The organism is Glycomyces tritici (genome assembly GCF_030403505.1).
Window position 1 is genome coordinate 445,555 of sequence record NZ_JAUEMJ010000003.1, and the last position, 18,839, is coordinate 464,393.

15 protein-coding genes are annotated in these 18,839 nt (G+C 70.6%); 7 read left to right on the forward strand and 8 right to left on the reverse strand.

All coding sequences use genetic code 11. From position 1 onward, the window contains the following. Positions 1-237: 237 nt before the first annotated feature. Positions 238-2,022, reverse strand: a complete 1,785-nt coding sequence (locus tag QWI33_RS12490) for a carbohydrate-binding module family 20 domain-containing protein (protein ID WP_289957472.1) — start codon at positions 2,020-2,022, stop codon at positions 238-240. Between the two features lie 304 nt (positions 2,023-2,326). Between QWI33_RS12490 and QWI33_RS12495 the strand changes: the two genes are divergently transcribed. Together QWI33_RS12495 and tilS are read left to right on the forward strand one after the other, a co-directional pair. Beyond that, entirely contained in the window at positions 2,327-3,445 is a 1,119-nt protein-coding gene (locus tag QWI33_RS12495; protein WP_289957473.1) for a zinc-dependent metalloprotease, read from the forward strand. A gap of 5 nt (positions 3,446-3,450) precedes the next feature. After that, positions 3,451-4,650, forward strand: coding sequence for a tRNA lysidine(34) synthetase TilS (gene tilS / locus QWI33_RS12500; protein ID WP_289957474.1), 1,200 nt, complete (start codon positions 3,451-3,453; stop codon positions 4,648-4,650). An 827-nt stretch (positions 4,651-5,477) separates the two neighbouring features. Here tilS and hpt read toward each other — a convergent pair. After that, a complete protein-coding gene (gene hpt, locus QWI33_RS12505; RefSeq protein WP_353895452.1) occupies positions 5,478-6,056 on the reverse strand; it encodes a hypoxanthine phosphoribosyltransferase in 579 nt (192 codons plus the stop codon). A gap of 336 nt (positions 6,057-6,392) precedes the next feature. Here hpt and ftsH point away from each other — a divergent pair, with 336 nt between their 5' ends. Both ftsH and folE read left to right on the forward strand, forming a co-directional pair. Further along, the gene (gene ftsH / locus QWI33_RS12510; protein ID WP_289957475.1) at positions 6,393-8,372 is read left to right on the forward strand and encodes an ATP-dependent zinc metalloprotease FtsH; all 1,980 of its coding nucleotides are present in this window, start codon (positions 6,393-6,395) and stop codon (positions 8,370-8,372) included. A gap of 123 nt (positions 8,373-8,495) precedes the next feature. After that, complete coding sequence (folE, locus tag QWI33_RS12515) at positions 8,496-9,134, forward strand: GTP cyclohydrolase I FolE (protein WP_289957476.1); 639 nt, start codon at positions 8,496-8,498, stop codon at positions 9,132-9,134. 130 nt (positions 9,135-9,264) lie between these two features. Here the strand turns inward: folE and QWI33_RS12520 are convergent, their stop codons facing one another. Beyond that, positions 9,265-9,930, reverse strand: a complete 666-nt coding sequence (locus QWI33_RS12520; RefSeq protein WP_289957477.1) for a hypothetical protein — start codon at positions 9,928-9,930, stop codon at positions 9,265-9,267. Between the two features lie 160 nt (positions 9,931-10,090). Here QWI33_RS12520 and QWI33_RS12525 point away from each other — a divergent pair, with 160 nt between their 5' ends. Beyond that, on the forward strand, positions 10,091-10,663 hold the full coding sequence (locus QWI33_RS12525; protein WP_289957478.1) for a hypothetical protein: 573 nt from the start codon (positions 10,091-10,093) through the stop codon (positions 10,661-10,663). Positions 10,664-10,863: 200 nt separating this feature from the next. Here the strand turns inward: QWI33_RS12525 and QWI33_RS12530 are convergent, their stop codons facing one another. The 3 genes from QWI33_RS12530 to QWI33_RS12540 all read right to left on the reverse strand — a co-directional run bounded on the left by QWI33_RS12530 (position 10,864) and on the right by QWI33_RS12540 (position 15,053). Then, positions 10,864-12,027, reverse strand: a complete 1,164-nt coding sequence (locus tag QWI33_RS12530) for a DNA polymerase III subunit delta' (protein WP_289957479.1) — start codon at positions 12,025-12,027, stop codon at positions 10,864-10,866. Then, positions 12,024-14,276: a dTMP kinase gene (tmk, locus tag QWI33_RS12535; RefSeq protein ID WP_289957480.1), complete on the reverse strand. Its 2,253-nt coding sequence runs from the start codon at positions 14,274-14,276 to the stop codon at positions 12,024-12,026. Before tmk ends, QWI33_RS12530 begins: the two co-directional genes overlap by 4 nt. A gap of 105 nt (positions 14,277-14,381) precedes the next feature. Further along, positions 14,382-15,053: a TetR/AcrR family transcriptional regulator gene (locus tag QWI33_RS12540; RefSeq protein ID WP_289957481.1), complete on the reverse strand. Its 672-nt coding sequence runs from the start codon at positions 15,051-15,053 to the stop codon at positions 14,382-14,384. Positions 15,054-15,398: 345 nt separating this feature from the next. On the opposite strand from QWI33_RS12540, the gene mshA reads away from it, so the two are divergent. Both mshA and QWI33_RS12550 read left to right on the forward strand, forming a co-directional pair. After that, a complete protein-coding gene (gene mshA / locus QWI33_RS12545) occupies positions 15,399-16,700 on the forward strand; it encodes a D-inositol-3-phosphate glycosyltransferase (RefSeq protein WP_289957482.1) in 1,302 nt (433 codons plus the stop codon). Further along, the gene (locus QWI33_RS12550; protein WP_289957483.1) at positions 16,697-17,173 is read left to right on the forward strand and encodes a type III secretion system chaperone family protein; all 477 of its coding nucleotides are present in this window, start codon (positions 16,697-16,699) and stop codon (positions 17,171-17,173) included. The genes mshA and QWI33_RS12550 overlap by 4 nt, the downstream gene beginning before the upstream one ends. Positions 17,174-17,211: 38 nt before the next feature. Here QWI33_RS12550 and QWI33_RS12555 read toward each other — a convergent pair whose 3' ends face one another. Further along, positions 17,212-18,207: a hypothetical protein gene (locus QWI33_RS12555; RefSeq protein WP_289957484.1), complete on the reverse strand. Its 996-nt coding sequence runs from the start codon at positions 18,205-18,207 to the stop codon at positions 17,212-17,214. Further along, on the reverse strand, positions 18,200-18,619 hold the full coding sequence (locus tag QWI33_RS12560) for a hypothetical protein (protein ID WP_289957485.1): 420 nt from the start codon (positions 18,617-18,619) through the stop codon (positions 18,200-18,202). Before QWI33_RS12560 ends, QWI33_RS12555 begins: the two co-directional genes overlap by 8 nt. Between the last annotated feature and the right edge of the window lie 220 nt (positions 18,620-18,839).

An 18,839-nucleotide genomic window follows, 5' to 3' on the forward strand; every position in this document is an offset into this window, starting at 1 on the left:
GGCTGACGTGCCGGATTCGGTCGCTGGTCGGCCGGGCTTCGGCCTGTTCGGGGTCGTGTCCTGGTCGGCTCCTCTCTGCTCGGTTCCGCTCGGTCCTCGTGGGGATTCGCGCTGGTGGCAATGATGGCGGAGCGAACCTGAAGCCACGCTGAAGACGGCTGAAGGCGGCTTCAGGAAACTCCGCTGGGAACGCAACGGGCCCCGGGCGAATGCCCGGGGCCCTTGCGCCGCTTGGGATCAGGCGGTGTTCCAGGTCTGGTTGAGGTTCAGGCAGCCGGTGGCGGGCACCGTGGCCGTCCGGTTCCCGATCGTCTCCCACGTGTAGGCGCCGGAGGACCGCACGATCACGTACTTGTACTGGAAGGTCGTGCCCGCCGGGACGCTGATCGTGCCCTTCCACACCGGGTAGGACGCGCCCGACAGGTGCGCCGAGCTGATCGCGGTCCAGTTGCCCAGCTGCGGGATCGAGCCGACGACGTACACCTCGTCGCCCACGTTCGTGCCGCTCACCGCGGCGTTCACGGTGACGCAGTCCTTCGTCTCGCCGCCGCCCGAGCCGTTGCCGACGTAGATCGCCAGCGCGGTCTTCGCGGGCACGGTCGCGGTGAAGGCGCCGCCGGAGACGGTGACGGTGCCACCGGAGATGACGTCCGTGTAGGAGCCGTTCGGCAGTGCGGTGGTGAAGGTGCGGGTGATGGCGGTGGTGCCGGCGTTGATGACGGCGTGGCCGGTGTCGCCGCGGCCGAAGGCGAGGGCGTCGCCCGAGCCCCAGGTGTTGCCGACGGCTTCGCCGGCGGTGGCGGCGCGGAAGCCGGCCATGCCGCTCATGTACGGGGAGCGGTGGAGGCAGGTGAAGGCGCCGGAGCCGCAGACGGCGTCGGCGACGGAGCCGTCGGCGTTGAGGGGCGGGGCGGCGTGGTTGGTGGTGAACTCGTAGCCGGTGTAGGAGGCGGGGGTGCCGAAGGGGTGGGCGAGCATGAACGCTTCGGCGAGGAGGTAGTCCTGGCCGTACTGGTAGTTCATGGTCTGGGAGCCGCGTTCGGTGTCGTGGTTGGCGACGAAGACGCCTGCGGGTGCGGTGTAGCCCCAGCCGGTGCCGATGGCGGTGAGGTGGCGGGCTTCGGAGCCGCCGTTGATGTGGTTCTTGAGGTCGTAGGCGTAGCTGAATTCCTGGACGTCGCCGATGCCGGTGTATTCGGCTTCGGTGATGGGTTCGCCGGGGGCGCCGATGACTTCTTGGACGATGTAGGGGTCGCCGTCGACGAGGTTCATGATGGCGGCGAGGTCGGCGGCGGCGATGTGCTTGGCGGCGTCGACGCGGAAGCCGGCGACGCCGAGGCTCTGGAGGTCGTCGAGGTAGGCGGCGATGGTCTCGCGGACGTCGGTCTGGGAGGTGTCGAGGTCGTTGAGGCCGACGAGGTGGCAGTTCTGGACTTCGGCCCGGTCCTGGTAGTTGTCGATCTCGCAGTAGGCGCTGCCGGTGTTGTGGAAGTCGGAGGCGTCGAATCCGGCGTCGGGGTAGTGGAACTGGCGGTATTTGCTGCCGGCCCAGCCGGTGCGTTCTTCGGTGGGGGAGCCGGCGGCCATGTGGTTGATGACGACGTCGGCGATGACGCCGATGCCGTTGGCCTGGCAGGTGGCGACCATGTTCTGGTATTCGGCGCGGGTGCCGAGGCGGGACTCGATCTTGTAGCTGACGGGCTGGTAGTGGATGTACCAGGCGTTCTCTTCGCCGGGGGTGGCGTCGTCGCCGCGGATGTGCTCGTTGGGCGGGGAGGTCTGGACGTAGGTGTAGCCGGAGTCGGCGAGGGGGCCTTCGCATTCGGCGGCGATGGAGTTCCAGTTCCATTCGAACATGTTGAGGATGGAGTCGCCGCCGGTGAGGGCGGCGGCGGGTGCGGCGTCGAGGGGTGCGGGCTGGTCGTCGGCTTGGGCGGTGGGGACGGCGGCGGCTGCGATGAGGGCCGCGAGGGCGGTGGCGCCGATGGCGGGCAGTGCGCGGCGGCGGAGGTGGTGAGGCATCGTTGCTCCCTTTGCAATTTCTGCCCGCAAATGCTGCAAGATGTTGCGGACTCGAGAAGAACGTAGCATCGGCGGTCCGATAATTTCAAGATGTTCGATATTTGAATTCATACGGTCACGCAGCGTGCACTGCATTGCGGGCGAACCATCGCAAACCGATCCGGTGAACATCAACGCCCGCGCAGCGCCCGGCAACGCGGCAAACGGAGGCGCCCCGCGAAAACCCCAGGTCCGGTACGCGGCGGTTCGCGCCCACTTGCGCGGGACAGTGGCGCCGTCGTTGCGCTATGGATAGGCTTGGCCGATGGCGCCGCCCGCAGGAAACCCGATGCTGCCGTCAGTCGACTGGCAGACCGCCGCCTCCTGCTCCCGGGCATTCAGCCGCGGCGGCCCCCGCATGAGCCCCGAAGGCGCCCTCGACGTCGTCGCCGACCTCCACCGCCACGCCCGCACCGCGATCGACCTGGTCACCGACTACACCGGACTCGTGCCCGCCACGGCCGTCTCCGTCGACGTGGTCGACCGCATCCGCTGGAGCCGCATCAACATCGCCGGCTTCCGCCGCCTCCTCATCGAGCTCGGCGCCGAAGACCCGGCACCGACCGCCCCCGTCTCCGCCACCGCCAAACTCACCGGCGTCCAGACCGGCGCGGTCCTCGCGTTCCTCTCCTCCCGCGTCCTCGGCCAGTTCGAGACCTTCTCCACCGACACCGGCCGCCTCCTCTTCGTCGCCCCCAACATCGTCGAAGTCGAACGCCGCCTGCGCCTGCCCTCGCGCGAGTTCCGGCTCTGGATCGCCGTCCACGAAGCCGCCCACCTCACCCAGTTCACCGCCGTCCCCTGGATGCGCGAGCACTTCCACCACCTCATCCACGCGTTCTTCGACGCCGCCGAACCCGACCGGTCCTCCGCGTCCGGCCTCGCCCGCGCCGTGCGCCGCGCCCTCGCCACCGCCCGCGAAGAAGAGCAGAACGGCGGCCCCGGCGAGGAGATCCCCGGCACCGACGTCATGACCGCGGTCACCAGTCCCGAACAGCGCGAAGCAATCTCGCAGATCCAAGCGCTCATGACCCTCCTGGAAGGCCACGCCGAATCCGTCATGGACGGCGTCGGCCGCACCGCCATCAACCACGTCGCGCTCCTGCGCCGCCGCTTCGACCGCCGCCGCGCCAACCCGACCACACTGCAGCGGTTCCTGCGCCAGCTCCTCGGCCTCGACGCGAAGATGCGCCAGTACGCCGCCGGCCGCCGCTTCGTCGACCAGGTCGTCGCCGAGCACGGCGTCACCGGCTTCAACCGCGTCTGGGAACGCCCCGAGCACCTTCCCACCGAAGCCGAGATCGACTACCCGGAGCAGTGGATCGCCCGCGTGCTGCGAGGCCAGGGCCTCGCGCCGCAGCGGCTCGGCGCCGGACGCGGCTGACCGACATGGCGAAGCTGCCGCCGTCGGTGGCGCGCCTGCGCATCGCTGTCCGCGACGCCCTCGCCGACCTCCCCGCCGGCTCGCTCGCCCTCGCCGCCTGCTCCGGCGGGCCCGACTCGCTCGCACTGGCCGACACGCTCGCGTTCTGCGCCCCGCGCATGGGCCTGCGCGGCGGGCTCGTCACGGTCGATCACGGGCTGCAGGACGGCTCGCACGAACGCGCGGCCGAGGTCGTGGCATGGGCGAGGAGCGCAGGACTCGAACCCGCGCTGTCGATCGCGGTCGAGGTCGGCGCGGCCGGCGGCCCCGAAGCGGCGGCCCGGACGGCCCGGTACGCGGCCCTCGACGAGGCCGCGCAGCACCACGGTGCCAGCGCGATCCTGTTGGGGCACACCAGGGACGACCAGGCCGAGACGGTCCTGCTCGCACTCGCGCGCGGCGGCGGGCCGCGCGGCGTCGCCGGAATGCGGGCCACGCGCGGGGTCTACCGGCGCCCGCTGCTCGGCATCGCCCGGGCCGACACGCATGCGGCCTGCGACGAGCGCGGGCTCAAGCCCTGGACCGACCCGCACAACTCGGACCCCCGGTTCCTGCGCTCGGCACTGCGCCCGGCAATGGACGTGCTGGTCGCGACCCTCGGCGAGGACGTGGTGGCGAACCTCGCGCAGACGGCGGCACTCGTCGGGGCCGACACGGATTACCTGGACGATGTCGCGGGCGGGGCGCTGGAGGCGTGCCGGGCCGAGGAGGGCGCGGCGGCCGATGCCGCGGTCGACAGCAAGGTCGACGGCGAAGTCGACGACGCGGGCGGCCGTGAGCGCCGCGGCAGCCCGGCTGATGCCCTGAGCGGCGGCGCAGCCGGCATCAGAACGATGGTTGACGCCGCGGTCACGGAAGGCCGAGCGACCGCGGACGGCGGCAAGGCGCTCAGCGCCGGTGCACTGGACGCGAAGCGGGTGGCGGCGCTGGCCGGGCCGGTGCGGCAGCGGGTGCTGCGCGCGTGGGTGCTCGAGGCCGGGGTCGAAGGCGCGGAGCTGAACCACCGGCACCTCGACGCCGTGGACGCGCTCGTCGCCCACTGGCACGGCCAAGGGCCGACATTCCTGCCCGGCGGGATCGAAGTGCGGCGGAGCGGCGGGCGCCTCACGGCACAGCCCGGTGACGGCTCGGCCGGGTCCGGCGGGGCGCGAGCGCCGCAGGCCTGACGGTCCGAGCGACTCCCCGGCGATCGAAGCAGCGTCGAACGACCGCCCGGCCGGGCAGATCTCATTGCGGAACGGGTCCGGCAGAGTGATCGTCGCGCCCGTCCGTCTGCCGCGGTCGGCGGCGCGGGCGTGCGGGCCGCTCATTGCATCGGTGCTTCGGTGCGGGCTGCGGAGCGATTCGGAACCGGCGAAACGGATCGCGGGCATCACTGAGCTTCAGGCGCCCGCGTTCTCGGCGCCCCCGGGTCAAACCCTGACCGATGGGTCCGACAATCCAGGGCCTCAGGCGAACTCGTTCCGCTTGTAGCGAAATAAATAAGGTGCGATGCGCACCAATCGCGGAGTGGAGCGGCGCGCATCGTGCCGGAAACCCGGGCCGGGGCAGGCGGACCGCGCTTGAAAACGCGGCCCGGACGAGAGTTGCGTTGCGTCGGAAACTCGGCCTGCAACTAGGCGCCTCGTGCAGCGGAAACTGAGCTTGAGACAGGAGGTTTGCGCCGGAAAACACGGCCTGCGACTAGGCGCACTGTGCCGAGGAGCGAGGCTTGAGCCAGGAGCGCTGCGTCGCAGAACACGGCCTTCGGCCAGGCGCCTCGTGCACGGGAAACGGGCTTGGACGAGGTGCGTTGCGTCGGAAAACTTGGCCTGCGACTAGGCGCACCTTGCCGGGAAACGGGGCCCGGGCAGGGTGCGCCGCGGCTGGTGCGCTGCAACTGGTGCGCCCCGCCGGAGCGGCCCGGAACAAGGCGGGTCGGACAAGCAAGGACGGCCCGCGCGATCGCGCGGGCCGTCGGGGACGGAGGGTCGGGGCGAGGGTGCCCCTGACGTTACTTCTGGTAGACGGCCGGGTTGAGCACGCCGATGAACGGCAGCTCCCGGTAGCGCTCGGCATAGTCGAGGCCGTAGCCGACCACGAACTCGTTCGGGATGTCGAAGCCCAGGTAGTTCACGGGGATGTCCACCCGCTGCACGCCCGGCTTGCGGAGCATCGAGACCACCGCGACCGAGGCCGGGTGGAGGCCCTCCAGGTACTTCAGCAGCCAGTCCAGGGTGAGACCGGAGTCGATGATGTCCTCCACCACCAGGATGTGCTTCCCGGCGACATCGGAGTCGATGTCCTTGAGGATGCGCACGGTCCCCGAGGAGGTCGTGGAGCTCCCGTACGAGGACAGCGCCATGAACTCCATCTTCACCGGCACGCTCAGCGCCCTCGCGAAGTCGGCCATGAACATGACCGCCCCCTTGAACACGCCCACGAGCAGCAGCTCGTCGCCGTTCTCGAGCACACCGTCGGCGTAGTCGGCCGAGACGCGCGCGCCGAGCTCGGCGACCTTCGCTCGGATCTCGTCTTCGGTGATGATGGTGCGCTCGATCTCCTCGGCGTACCACGAATCAGGATCGAACACCGCGTCCCGCGCTGCAGCGGACGGGACGGAAGGTGGGCTGGCTAGCTCCGACGTCATGTAACAAGGGTGCCACCCGATCGCCCGCGGCGCTGGCTTGGGTGGGCGAACTCAACCCGCCCGTGGTACTAATTACGGTCTATCAGCGGGCGGGGTAAGGGCGGTATCCGTCGCGTAGGGCCAGGGGTGCTGACGCTGCGGATCGTCGAACCTCCGCACCGTGTACGTTCGAGTTGTCTTCGCCCTGCAGCCAAGGAAACCCTGTGGGGCCGCGGTGGATACACCGCCGCGACAAGGACAGCATCGCTCTCGAAACGCGAATTACGCAGGAGGAAACGAGTGGTCGACGCCGGGAGACCCACACCTGAGCGGAAGCGGTTCTTCCGCAGGCCGCTCGTCTGGATCGTGCTCATCGCCCTCATTGCGGTCCTGATCGGCAGCTTCTGGTCCGGCGGCTCCGACTACGAGGACGCGAAGACCTCCGAAGTCCTCAAGGACATCAACGACGGCAACGTCGAATCGGCGATCCTGCTCGACAAGGAGCAGCAGGTCCAGATCACCAAGAAGGGCGGCGAGCAGGTCCAGGCCTACGTCCCGACCGGGATGATGGAGCCGCTCGCGACCGAGCTCGAGACCGCCGGCGTCGAGTTCGACACCGAGGTCAACGAGACCTCCGTGTTCGTCTCGTTCCTGCTGAGCCTGCTCCCGATCGTGCTCATCGTCCTCCTGCTGCTGTTCTTCATGTCGCAGATGCAGGGCGGCGGCTCGCGCGTCCTCAACTTCGGCAAGTCCAAGGCCAAGATGGTGTCCAAGGACACCCCGAAGACCACGTTCGACGACGTGGCCGGCGCGGACGAGGCCGTCGAGGAGCTCCGCGAGATCAAGGACTTCCTCGAGGACCCGAAGAAGTACCAGGAGCTGGGCGCGAAGATCCCCAAGGGCGTCCTCCTGTTCGGCCCCCCCGGCACCGGCAAGACCCTCCTCGCGCGCGCCGTCGCCGGCGAGGCCGGGGTCCCGTTCTACTCGATCTCCGGCTCGGACTTCGTGGAGATGTTCGTCGGCGTCGGCGCCAGCCGCGTCCGCGACCTGTTCACCCAGGCCAAGGAGAACGCCCCCGCCATCGTGTTCGTCGACGAGATCGACGCCGTCGGCCGCCACCGCGGCGCCGGCATGGGCGGCGGCCACGACGAGCGCGAGCAGACCCTCAACCAGCTGCTCGTCGAGATGGACGGCTTCGACACCCGCGGCGGCGTCATCCTCATCGCCGCGACGAACCGCCCCGACATCCTCGACCCGGCCCTGCTGCGGCCCGGCCGCTTCGACCGCCAGATCCCCGTCGACGCCCCCGACAAGGAAGGGCGCCAGGCGATCCTCTCGGTCCACGCGAAGGGCAAGCCGTTCGTCCCGAACGTCGAGTTCGAGACCATCGCGCGCCGCACCCCGGGCTTCTCCGGCGCCGACCTCGAGAACGTCATCAACGAGGCCGCGCTCCTGACCGCCCGCCACAACGAGAAGGCGATCTCGGCCGACGCCCTCGAAGAGGCCATCGACCGCGTCATCGCCGGACCCGAGCGCAAGGGCCGCGTCATGGGCGACGCCGAGAAGAAGATGACCGCCTACCACGAGGCCGGCCACGCGCTCGTCGCCCACGCGCTGCCGCACGCCGCGCCCGTCCACAAGCTCACGATCCTCCCGCGCGGCCGCTCGCTCGGCCACACGCTCGTGCTGCCCACCGAGGACAAGTACACGCAGACGCGCTCGGAGATGATCGACACGCTCGCGTACGCGCTCGGCGGCCGCGCCGCCGAGGAGCTGGTCTACCACGACCCGACCACCGGCGCCTCGAACGACATCGAGAAGGCCACCAAGGTCGCCCGCGCGATGGTCACCGAGTACGGCATGTCCGCCAAGCTCGGCGCCATCAAGTACGGCTCCGGCGGCTCCGAGCCGTTCCTCGGCCGCGAGTACGGCCACCAGAAGGACTACTCCGACGAGGTCGCCGCGCTGGTCGACGCCGAGATCCGGGCGCTCATCGAGATCGCCCACGACGAGGCGTACGCGATCGTCACCGAGTACCGCGACGTGCTCGACCAGATGGTCACCGAGCTGCTGGAGAAGGAGACCCTGAACCAGGAGGACCTCGCCCGGATCGCGACCCGCGTGGTCAAGCGCCCGCCGATGGCCCCGTTCAACGGCACCGCCTCCCGCCAGCTCGGCGAACCGCCCGTCTCGACCCCGAACGGCTCCAAGCCCGCCGAGGGACCCGAAGAGGGCATCGAGGTCGGCCCCGCCACCGAGGGGCAGTCCCCGCAGCCGTAAAGCGGAGTGAACCATTTCACGGGCCTTCCTACCTGGTAGGAAGGCCCGTTCCGCGTCTGAGGAAGGGGTCACCTGGTGGTGAAGCACACTGGGCGTGTCGGGGGGAACCCGTAAGCTTGTGCGATGGCTGAACTCGACAACCTGGCCGCCCGACTCATCGACGGCCGCATCAACGGCAGCCCCGTCGAAGACGCGGTGGACCTGGGCCGGATCGAAGCCGCCGTCAGGGAGATCCTGACGGCCATCGGCGAGGACCCCGACCGCCCCGGCCTCCAGGAGACCCCCCGACGCGTCGCCCGCGCGTACGCCGAACTCTTCGCCGGGCTGCGCGTCGACCCCGCCGAGGTCCTCAAGACCTCCTTCGACGAGAACCACAACGAACTGGTGCTCGTGCGCGACATCGACGTCCAGTCCTTCTGCGAGCACCACCTGCTGCCGTTCACCGGCGTCGCCCACGTCGGCTACATCCCCGGCCCGGCCGGGAAGATCGTCGGCCTCTCCAAGCTCGCCCGCCTCGTCGAGGTGTACGCCCGCCGCCCGCAGGTGCAGGAGCGGTTCACCAGCCAGATCGCCGACCAGCTCTACTCCTCGCTCGAAGCGAGCGGCGTCATCATCGTCGTCGAATGCGAGCACACCTGCATGTCCATGCGCGGCATCAGGAAGCAGGGCTCCACGACCATCACGTCCGCGGTGCGCGGCCTCATGCAGTCCGACGCGCGCACCCGCGCCGAGGCGATGTCGCTCCTGCGCGGCACCCACTGACCGAAGGCGCCGCCCCTGCGTGCGCGGGCGCCCGGACCCGGAAATGCGAAGAGGCCGGATGCGCTGCATCCGGCCTTCGCTATGAGGGCGAGCGAGCCTAGGGGTGTCCAGGCATCGGAACGCTCGGTTGTTAGATGACCTGACCGGTCTGCGACTGGAAGGAGTCGCCCTCCGGCACGGCCTCGGTGTAGGTGGTGTCGAGGAAGCCGTCCTCGTTGGTGTCGCTGAGCACGGTGTCGGCGATGCCGTCCGCGTCCGAGTCGACCGAGATCTCGTCCACGAGGCCGTCGGCGTTGTAGTCGGTGGCCACGACGTCGGCGTAGCCGTCGTTGTTCGAGTCGGTCGCGACCGAGTCGATGTAGCCGTCCGAGTTGGAGTCGACCGAGACCTGGTCGGTGACGCCGTCGCCGTCGGTGTCCGACTCGTAGGTGTCGAGCATGCCGTCGTCGTTGGTGTCCGAAGCGAAGGACTCGATGATGCCGTCGCCGTCGGCGTCCACCGACAGCTCGTCGGAGATGCCGTCGCCGTCGTAGTCCACGGCCATGGCCTCGGCGTCGCCGTCACCGTCGGAGTCGATCAGGGTCACGCCATCGCTGGAGATGGTCTCGTCCTGGTAGCCGTCGCCGTCGACGTCGAAGGTCTCGGTGACCGTGGAGACGGAGGTGTCGTCCTCGGCGTAGAGGTCTTCCTCGGCGGTGTAGTCGGTGGTGGCCTCGTCGGTGTAGGTCTCTTCCTCGGCCGTGTAGTCCTCGGCGGTGACGTCTTCTTCGACCGCGGCTTCGTCGTACTCGCTCATCGCTCTTCCATCCTTAGATCTTGAGGTGTTCCGTGCTTGTGAAGAGAACTCTACGATCCTCTCGAGGGCCGTGAATCCCCAGAGTGTGCCAACCCCCTATGCTTTCTTCCGGTCACCCTGGCACCCGCCCGTCACACCATGTCTGGAGCTCCCATTGGGCTTGTCCGGCAATGCCTTCGACGTTCCCGAGCCGCCTCCGGCCCTGGTCCCGGTGCCCGCGACGCGGGCGTTCGACCTCCATTCCTCCCGGGTGATCGCGGGCGCGGCGGGCTGCGGCTGGCAGTTCGACCTCCGGGCCGACGACCCGGTGACACGGGACGGCATGCTGCTGGTGCCCTTGATCTCCGAGGCCGACTACTACCGCGCGGTCGACGGCGACGGCGACGCCTACGCGAGCCTCGTGCCCGCAGCCGACGTGTACGTGCAGAAGCCCGAACCCGGCACCGGCGCGCCGCGACCGGGCTACCTGATCGAGCGCCTCACCGACCCCGACTCGCCGCCGATCCGCCGCCCCTACCCCGCCTCGGACGTGCCCGGCCTCATCGGGCAGCGCGTCTGGTACTGGACGGACGAAGGGTTCAGGGACGACTTCCGCTGCGTCTCAGAGGCATTCGAACTCGACGGGGACTTCTGCGTGCGGGTCGTCGAGGAGCGCGCCTGGTACCGCTGGCAGCGCACGGGGACGATCCCGAAGGCGCAGGACGCGTTCATCCAGCACCTGTGGACGCAGTGACGTTTCGGGCCCCGGCCTTCACAACGGGCACCGCCGGGCCCCCGGCATCAAGGGTCGCATACGGGGGCGACAGCGCTGGAACGTGAACGTGCGCAAGGCCGGCGCTAGCCTTCAAAACGGACAACGTTGGGCCCGCCTCGGCGAAGCCTGCGCACCGTACATGGACCGTGCGGATCCTGACCCGGGGTGCGCAGCCGGCGCTAGCTCTGCCAGAGCCTCGTCATCATCGCCTCGACCGCGATGCGGGGGCGGACGTTCGCTTCGATCGCCTTGCGGCACTCCAGGATCGCGTCGATGCGGCGGAGCAGGGACTCGGCGCTGAGCTTGGCGGCCGCCGCCCTGGTCGTGTCCGCCATGTCGATGTGGATCGGGTCGACGCGGGCGCCGAAGCCGGCCGCGAGCGCGTCCCGGTAGAACGCCGCGAGGTCGACCAGGGCCCGGTCGAGCGAGTCGCGCTGCGCCCGCGTGTCGCGGGTCTTCTGGCGCTTCTCCAGCTCCTTCAGGGCCGCCGCCGAACCGCGCGCGGCCTTCGACGCGCCCTTCCCGGTGCCGCCCTTGCCGAGCGCAGTCTCCAGCGCTTCCTTCTCGGCCGCCGACTGGTCGGTGTACACGCCCGAGGCCTCGGCCTCGGCGGCCTCGATCAGCTCGACCGCGGCCGTGAAGCACGCCCCGAGCCCGGTCAGGCGGCGCGGGATCTGGAGCACGTCGTGGCGTTTCGCCCGCGCCTCCGCGTCAGTGGCGAGCCGCCGCGCGCGGCCCACATGCCCTTGCGCCGCAGCGGCGTACAGCTCCGCCTCGCGCCGGTCGAGGCCGTCGCGCTGCACCAGCAGGTCGGCGATCGCCCCGGCGGGCGGCTGCCGCAGCCCCAGGACGCGGCAGCGGGAGCGGATGGTCACCGAGATCTCGGCCGGGTTCGTCGAAGGCGCGCACAGCAGGAACACGGTCCGCTCCGGCGGCTCCTCGACCGCTTTCAGCAGCGCGTTCGCGGCCGCCTCGGTCAGGCGGTCGGCGTCTTCGACGATGAGGACCTGCCAGCGGCCCTGGGTGGGGGCGCGGCTGGCTTCGAGGATGAGGCGGCGCACCTGGTCGACGCCGAGGGTCAGGCCTTCCGGGATGACCCGGGTGACGTCGGCGTGCGTGCCGCCGAGCACCGTGTGGCAGGTGTGGCAGTCGCCGCAGCCGCCTTGGGGGCATTGGAGTGCGGCGGCGAACGCGACGGCCGCGGTGGAGCGGCCGGAGCCGGGCGGGCCGGTGAAGAGCCAGGCGTGGGTCATGCCGGTGCCGCGGGCGGCTTCGGCGAGGATCCGCTGGGCGTCGTCCTGCCCTACGAGTTCTCGGAACACTCCGGCGACGCTGGCGCTCACGGGCGTCCGGCCTCTTCGGTGACGGTGTCCCAGCCGTAGTCCTTGGTGGACTCGATGGTGGGCGGGGCCGCGGGTTTGCCGGTGCCGTTCGCTGCGGTGACCTGGTGCGCGGTGTCGTTGCGCCCGGATTCGTTGCGTCCGGTGTCGTTCGGTGCCGACTCGTTTCGGGCGGTGCCCTTGCGTGTGGCGTCGAGGCCGGGCCAGCCGGTCTCGGTGCGGGTGGTCCGGGTGCGGATGTCGAGGCGTTCGGCGACGGCTTCGCGCACGCGGGCGGCGATCTCGTCGGGCGTGCCGCCGGCCTCGATGACGAGGTACCGGCCGGCGTCGGCGGCGGCGAGCTGGAGGAACGTCTCGCGGACCTTCTCGTGGTACTCGAGCTGCTCCTGCTCGAGCCGGTCGCCCTCGCCGCCGGCCTTGGCGCGGTGGAGGCCGCTGGCGGGGTCGACGTCGAGGAGGACGGTGAGGTCGGGCTTGAGGCCGCCGGTGGCCCAGGTGGAGACCCAGGCGATCTCGTCCTTGCCGAGGGAGCGGCCGGAGCCCTGGTAGGCGATGGAGGAGTCGATGTAGCGGTCGGAGACGACGACGGCGCCGCGTTCGAGGGCGGGGCGGATGACCTTGTCGACGTGCTGGGCGCGGTCGGCGGCGAACAGGAGGGCTTCGGCGCGGGGTGCGGGCGCGGAGTCGCCGCCGGAGTCCAGGACGAGGGAGCGGATGCGCATGCCGATGTCGGTGGCGCCGGGCTCGCGGGTGAGGACGGCCTCGTAGCCGCGGAGTTTGAGCCAGGCGGCGAGCTTGACGGACTGCGTGGACTTGCCAGCGCCTTCGCCGCCTTCGAAGACGACGAAGAAGCCGGTGCCGGCGACCGGTTCGGCGGCCGTGAGCGGGCGGCCGCGCAGGGAGGACCAGAGGTCGGCGAGGACGGGCACGCCGGGCTTGTCGTCCATGGACTTGAACGCGGTGACGCCGAGCCAGACGACGAGGGCGGCGGCGATGAACAGGAGGATGCGGCTCATCGAGAGGGGCACTTCGGCGAAGCCGAGGTCGAGCCGGCGGGCGGCCTGCCAGCCGGCGAGCGGCGCGGCGATCGTCATGGAGAGCATGAGGATGACGCGGGCGGAGACGGCGATGAACGCGAACATGCGGCCGCGGATCTCGTCCTCGGTCTCGCGCTGCAGGAGCGTGATCCCGGCGAGGAAGGCCATGCCCGCGCCGAGGCCGATGACGAGCGAGCCGATGACGGAGAACACCATGTGCGGGGCGACGGCGTCGATCGCGAGGCCGCTGCCGGCGAGGACGATGCTCATGCCGAACCAGCGCAGCCGCGAGAGCTCGCCGATGAGCTTGGGCCCGAAGGCGATGCCGCAGCCCAGGCCGAGGAAGAGGAATACCGCGAGGGTGTAGAACGCGGCCTCGCCGGCGCCGAGCGTGGTGGCGTAGACGGTGCCGACGCCGATGAGGATGCCCGCGCCGCTGAACGCGCCGAGCATGCCGGTGATGAGGCCCCGGACGCGCTCGGAGGTGCGCAGGTAGGACCAGCCTTCGACGAAGTCGTGCCAGACGCTGGAGGTCTTGTCGCCGGTCTTGCCGATGCGGCCGGAGATCTGCGGGATGAAGAAGTAGACGGTGACGGCGAGGATCCCGAACATCGCGGCCGTGAGGTAGAGCGCGATGACCATCGGCTCGGCCCAGGTGCCGAGGTTCGACCAGACCGCGGAGCCGCGTTCGAGGATCGCGAGGACGGCGAAGGCCAGCGGCGGGGCGATGCCGTACGTGGTGGCGAGGCTGAGCTGGTTGGCGGCCTCGTACTTCTCCGGCGGGAGGAGGTTCGGGACGGCCGCTTCCTTCGCGGGCGACCAGATGAGGACCGCGCCCTCGATGCACAGCTGGGCGATGGCGAGCCAGGCGACGGTGACGGCGGTGTTGTCGGTGATGAGGTAGACCGTCGGGACGGAGGCGATGAGGAGGAAGCGGGCGGTGTCGCAGGCGGCCATGGTCTTGCGGCGGTCGAACCGGTCGGCGAAGACGCCGGCGACGGGGCCGAGCACCAGGGAGGGCAGGAGCCGCAGGACGATGGTGGCCGAGAACGCCGCGCCCTTGGCCGCAGGGTCGTCGAACAGGGACTGGGCGAATCCGGCGGTGGCGAAGATGGCCAGCCAGTCGCCGAAGGAGGCCAGTCCGAGGACGGTCCAAAGGCGTCTGAACGGGCGGATCCGCAGCACCGTCTGGATGTCGCCAAGGGTGTTCGCCATGCTGCTCCTCGAAAGTCAGAGACCGCACCGGGTCGACTACGAGACTAGTCGGCCCAGTGCGGTCACATGCCCCGGCGCGGTGGTTTGAGTGGCCTGGGACCCCTCTTAAGGAAGGCGGCGGCCGAGGTAGTCGCAGACGACGTCGGCGGCCTCGGCGATCGACGCGGAGCAGCCTTCGGGGTCGCGGCGGAAGGCCAGGCGGACCAGGGCCTGCCCGGTCTCGACGGCCACGGTGACGGTCTTGTTGAGCTCGTCGTCGCCGCCGATGCCGAAGCGCTGGCCGAGCCCGGCGAGGATCTGGTCGGCGATCACGTCGCCGCCGGTGGTGACGGCGTCGGCCCGGCCCGGGTCGATGGCGTCGGCCAGGTGGAGCACGCGGAAGCCGGGCGCGGTCCGGTACATCTGGACGTACTCGTCGATGGCGGCCTCGACCCCGCCGCGCCAGTCGGCGGGCGGTTCGGCGTCGAAGCGTGCGGCGAGGCGCTCGAAGTACAGGTCGATGTAGCGCTGGCTCAGGGCTTCGGCGAGCGAGCGCTTGTCCCCGAAGAACTGGTAGACCGAGCCGATGGCGACGTCGGCGCGCTGGGCGATGGCGGTGGTCGAGAGCCGGTCGTAGCCGACCTCTTCGATCAGGTCCGCGGCGGCGTCGAGCATCCGGCGCACGCGCGCGGCCGAACGCTCCTGGACGGGCAGGCGCCGCAGCGAATGCGTGGCACCGAACTTCGACACCGGTGACATCGTGGGCTGCCTTGCGGCCGGCACGGTAGCAGTGCTCATGGTGTTGTCTCCCCCCTGTGATGACAAGTATCCCCATCATGGACGACTTGCCCGGATTTGAGGCTCATTCCGGGTCGTGTCGCGAGGGAAATTCCAACTTCACCCCGGGAGGCGCGATCAGGCGGTCTCGACCGTCATGTCGCGAAACGACTTGACGCGATGCGGAGTTCATCACTCTCACGGTTGCGGCGGTTGTGCGTGAACACCCGGACACGGAAGGATTGCGAGGGTTTTGCGCGTTGCTTCAGGGGACACGCAGCGGCAACTGAGGGCTCGCGGGCTTCGCGAGAGCCGATTCACGGCTCGCAAGCGTCGCCGAGAGGGCCCCGCGGGAGAGGACGACACATGCAGCAGAGGCGCACGCCGACCTTCAGGGCACGATGCCGAAAGCAGAACGTCCGTCGCGTAGCGATGGTCTCGGTGCACACCTCCCCGCTGGCGCAGCCCGGCACGGGCGACGCCGGCGGCATGAACGTGTACGTCCTCAACACCGCCCGCGAACTCGCCCGCTCCGGCGTCGAAGTCGAGGTCTTCACCCGGGCCACCAGCTCCGAGGAGCCCCCCACGGTGGAGGCGGCGCCCGGCGTCCTCGTCCACCACCTGCCCGCCGGGCCCTTCGAGGGCCTGTCGAAGAACGACCTCCCGACGCAGCTGTGCGCGTTCACCGGCGGGCTCCTGCGCGCCGAGGCCCGCAACCGGCCCGGCCACTACGACCTCATCCACGCCCACTACTGGCTCTCCGGCCAGGCCGCGTGGGTCGCCGCCGACCGGTGGGGCGTGCCGCTCGTCCAGACCTTCCACACCCTCGCCAAGGTGAAGAACGCCCAGCTCGCCGAAGGCGACTCCCCCGAGCCCATCGGCCGCGTCGTCGGCGAGGAGCAGATCACCACCGAGGCCGACCTCCTCATCGCCAACACCGCCGCCGAAGCCGAGGAGCTGCACCGCTACTACGGCGCCGACGAGCGCCGCGTCGAAGTCATCCACCCCGGCGTCGACCTCGGCGTCTTCCGCCCCGGCGACCAGTACGCCGCCCGCCAGGCCCTCGGCCTGCCTCAGAACGCGCTCGTCGTCGCGTTCGTCGGCCGCATCCAGCCCGCCAAGGCACCGGACGTGCTCCTGCGCGGCCTCGCCCGCCTGCGCGAGACCGACCCGCAGCTGGCCGAGCGCATCGTCCCCGTCTTCGTCGGCGGGCCCTCCAACACCGACCTGTACTGGCTCCCCAAACTCGCCGGAGAACTCGGCCTCGGCGACCGCGTCCAATGGCGCACCCCGCGCTCGGGCGAAGCGCTCGCCCAGGTCTACCGGGCCGCCGACGCCGTCGCCGTCCCCAGCTACAACGAGTCGTTCGGCCTCGTCGCCCTCGAGGCCCAGGCCGCCGGCACGCCCGTCATCGCAGCGAAAGTGGGCGGCCTCACCACCGCCGTCAGCGACGGCGCCTCCGGGCTCCTGGTCGACTCCCACTCCGCCGACGACTGGGCCGCCGCCCTCGGCCGCCTCATGGGCGACCGGGCCCTGCGCGAACGCCTCGCCGCCGGCGCCCGCACCCACGCCGCGCTCTTCTCCTGGCAGACCACCGCCGAAGGCCTCAGCGGCGCCTACCGGCGCGCGCTCCTCGCCCGCTCCCAGGCGATTACCCTGAACCGGTGATCGAACAGCTCCAGGCCGCCCTCGAGGAGATCGGCGCCGACTACCGCGCCGACACGCCCCGCTCGGTCGTCGTCAGCCTCCCCGGGCAGCGCAAGCTCACCATCACCTGCGGGCTCGTGCTCGAAGACCACGCCCTGCGCGTCGAGGCCTTCGTCGCCCGCAGGCCCGAGGAGCACCACGAGCAGGTCTGGGCGGAACTCCTGCGCCGCAACGGGAAGCTGTACGCCGTGGCGTTCGCGACCGACGAGTCCGAGGACATCCACCTCGTCGGCCGCCTCCCGTTCACCGCGATCACCGCCGCCGAGCTCGACCGCGTCCTCGGCCAGGTCCTCGAAGCCGCCGACACCGCGTTCAACGTCATCCTCGAACTCGGCTTCCGCACCTCCATAGAGGAGGAGTGGCGCTGGCGGCTCGCCCGCGGCGAGTCCACGAAGAACCTCGCGGCCTTCGAGCACCTCAAACCGCGCGACTAGGGCCCGGCCTGCGAACCCGGCGGTTCGCAGGCCAGGCCTTACAGGCGCCCGGCGGCCAGGATCTCCTGCGCCCGCACCTGCATGTCCTGGGCGCGCTTGTGGAACGAGTAGAACGCCTCCTCGTGCGCGCTCACAAAGGCGACCAGGTACTCCCAGAACACCTCGACCTGCACCTCCTCCAGCCTGGACTCGGCATGGCACGCCGCGTCGTCCTCGGCGGTCGCCACGACCTCCTCGGCCAGCGCCGCCTCGGCCTCCGCGAGGGTCATCGTCCCCTCGATCTGCCACGCCGCCTTGAGGTCCCCGGCCCGGCTGAACAGGGCGCTGCGCAGGTGGATCGGCTCCCCGTAGTCGTGGCCGCGGGCGTCCATGCAGTCGGCCCAGGCGTGCAGCGCCTCGGCGACCCGCTCGTCCGTCGCCCAGTCGGTGCCGCCGCGCGCGCCCGCGAGGCCGGCGTGGTTGAGGTAGTCCGGGTAGGCGCCGTCGGCCAGCGCGTCCTCCGCTTCGCGCATGCACCCGCCCCCGGCGCGCTCGGACTCGCCGACGTCGGGCAGCAGCACCGTCTCGGCCTCCATGCCGGGCGAACCGTAGTACGCGTCGAAGTAGGCGTCCTGGTCCGCTTGCGGCAGTTCGGTGAACGGGTCGGGTTCGGTGTGGACGCCCTCGCCGTTCGCCCCTTCGTACATGAGGGTGATGGCGGGGTCGTCGACCCGGATGCCGTAGATCTCCGCGGGCGGCAGGGAGGGGTCGGGCTCGGAGTAGACCCACTCGCCGAGGAGGTCGCGGATGTCGGCGGCCTCCTCGTACTCGGCCGCGGGGGGATGGACGGTGAAGCCGAGGGTCTCGACGCACAGCTTCGCGACCCGCTCGAGGGCCTGCTCGACGCCGTCGGCCGAGGCCATGTTGTCGGCGAGCACGGCTTCGGCGGTCGCGCGGTCGATCGGTTCGGGGGGTTCGGCGCAGCCGGCCAGGAGCGCCGCGGCGAGGAAGGCCGGGGCGCCGCGAGCGACCCGGCCTTTCAGCAGGTCAGGCATAGGTCCACTCGGTGTGGCAGCCTGAGCTGCAGCCCGAGTGCCAGGACTTGTCGACGCCGTTGCGGTAGAACCGCACCGTCACCGGGTTGCCCACGGTCGCCGCGCTGCCGGACCGCTTCTTCCCGGTGCTCCCGGCGCCGGTGGAGTTGGAGTAGTAGACGTTGACCCAGGCGTAGTGCTCGCCGCAGGACGTGAAGCGGGAGCGCCACCGCATCGTCTCGCCGTAGTCGTCGCCGTTGGTGGTGGACACGCCCGACCACCAGTCGTCGCAGCTCATCGTGTAGTTGACGCCGCCCGCGGTCGCGGGCGAGGGCAGCGCGAGCGCGCCGGCGGCCACGAGCACGGCCATGGCGGCCGCCGCTCCGATCCGGCGCAGCACGGGCGTTAGAGTGGACCGAGGTCCCCTGTTCATTCGGACTCCTTCCAGTGCAGGGTGATTCACGGCGCGCGGTCATCTCGGTTGGCGCCTGTGACCGCGCGCTGACCAGACGCTATCGGCACCCGCAACAGTCCACAAGGCCCGGAAGTCGATATGGCACACCGTCCCACAACGTGGACCATTCGACACGAACCGGCATGGGGCGACAGCGGCCTCCCGCCTACCCGGGGCGACTCGGCCGCAAAAGTGGTGG

Bases quoted from the DNA above. Each gene is read 5' to 3' on its own strand.
- QWI33_RS12490 (WP_289957472.1), bottom strand. From the start codon at position 2,022: ATGCCTCACCACCTCCGCCGCCGCGCACTGCCCGCCATCGGCGCCACC.
- QWI33_RS12495 (WP_289957473.1), top strand. From the start codon at position 2,327: ATGGCGCCGCCCGCAGGAAACCCGATGCTGCCGTCAGTCGACTGGCAG.
- tilS (WP_289957474.1), top strand. From the start codon at position 3,451: ATGGCGAAGCTGCCGCCGTCGGTGGCGCGCCTGCGCATCGCTGTCCGC.
- folE (WP_289957476.1), top strand. From the start codon at position 8,496: ATGGCTGAACTCGACAACCTGGCCGCCCGACTCATCGACGGCCGCATC.
- QWI33_RS12520 (WP_289957477.1), bottom strand. From the start codon at position 9,930: ATGAGCGAGTACGACGAAGCCGCGGTCGAAGAAGACGTCACCGCCGAG.
- tmk (WP_289957480.1), bottom strand. From the start codon at position 14,276: ATGGCGAACACCCTTGGCGACATCCAGACGGTGCTGCGGATCCGCCCG.
- QWI33_RS12540 (WP_289957481.1), bottom strand. From the start codon at position 15,053: ATGAGCACTGCTACCGTGCCGGCCGCAAGGCAGCCCACGATGTCACCG.
- mshA (WP_289957482.1), top strand. From the start codon at position 15,399: ATGCAGCAGAGGCGCACGCCGACCTTCAGGGCACGATGCCGAAAGCAG.
- QWI33_RS12555 (WP_289957484.1), bottom strand. From the start codon at position 18,207: ATGCCTGACCTGCTGAAAGGCCGGGTCGCTCGCGGCGCCCCGGCCTTC.
- QWI33_RS12560 (WP_289957485.1), bottom strand. From the start codon at position 18,619: ATGAACAGGGGACCTCGGTCCACTCTAACGCCCGTGCTGCGCCGGATC.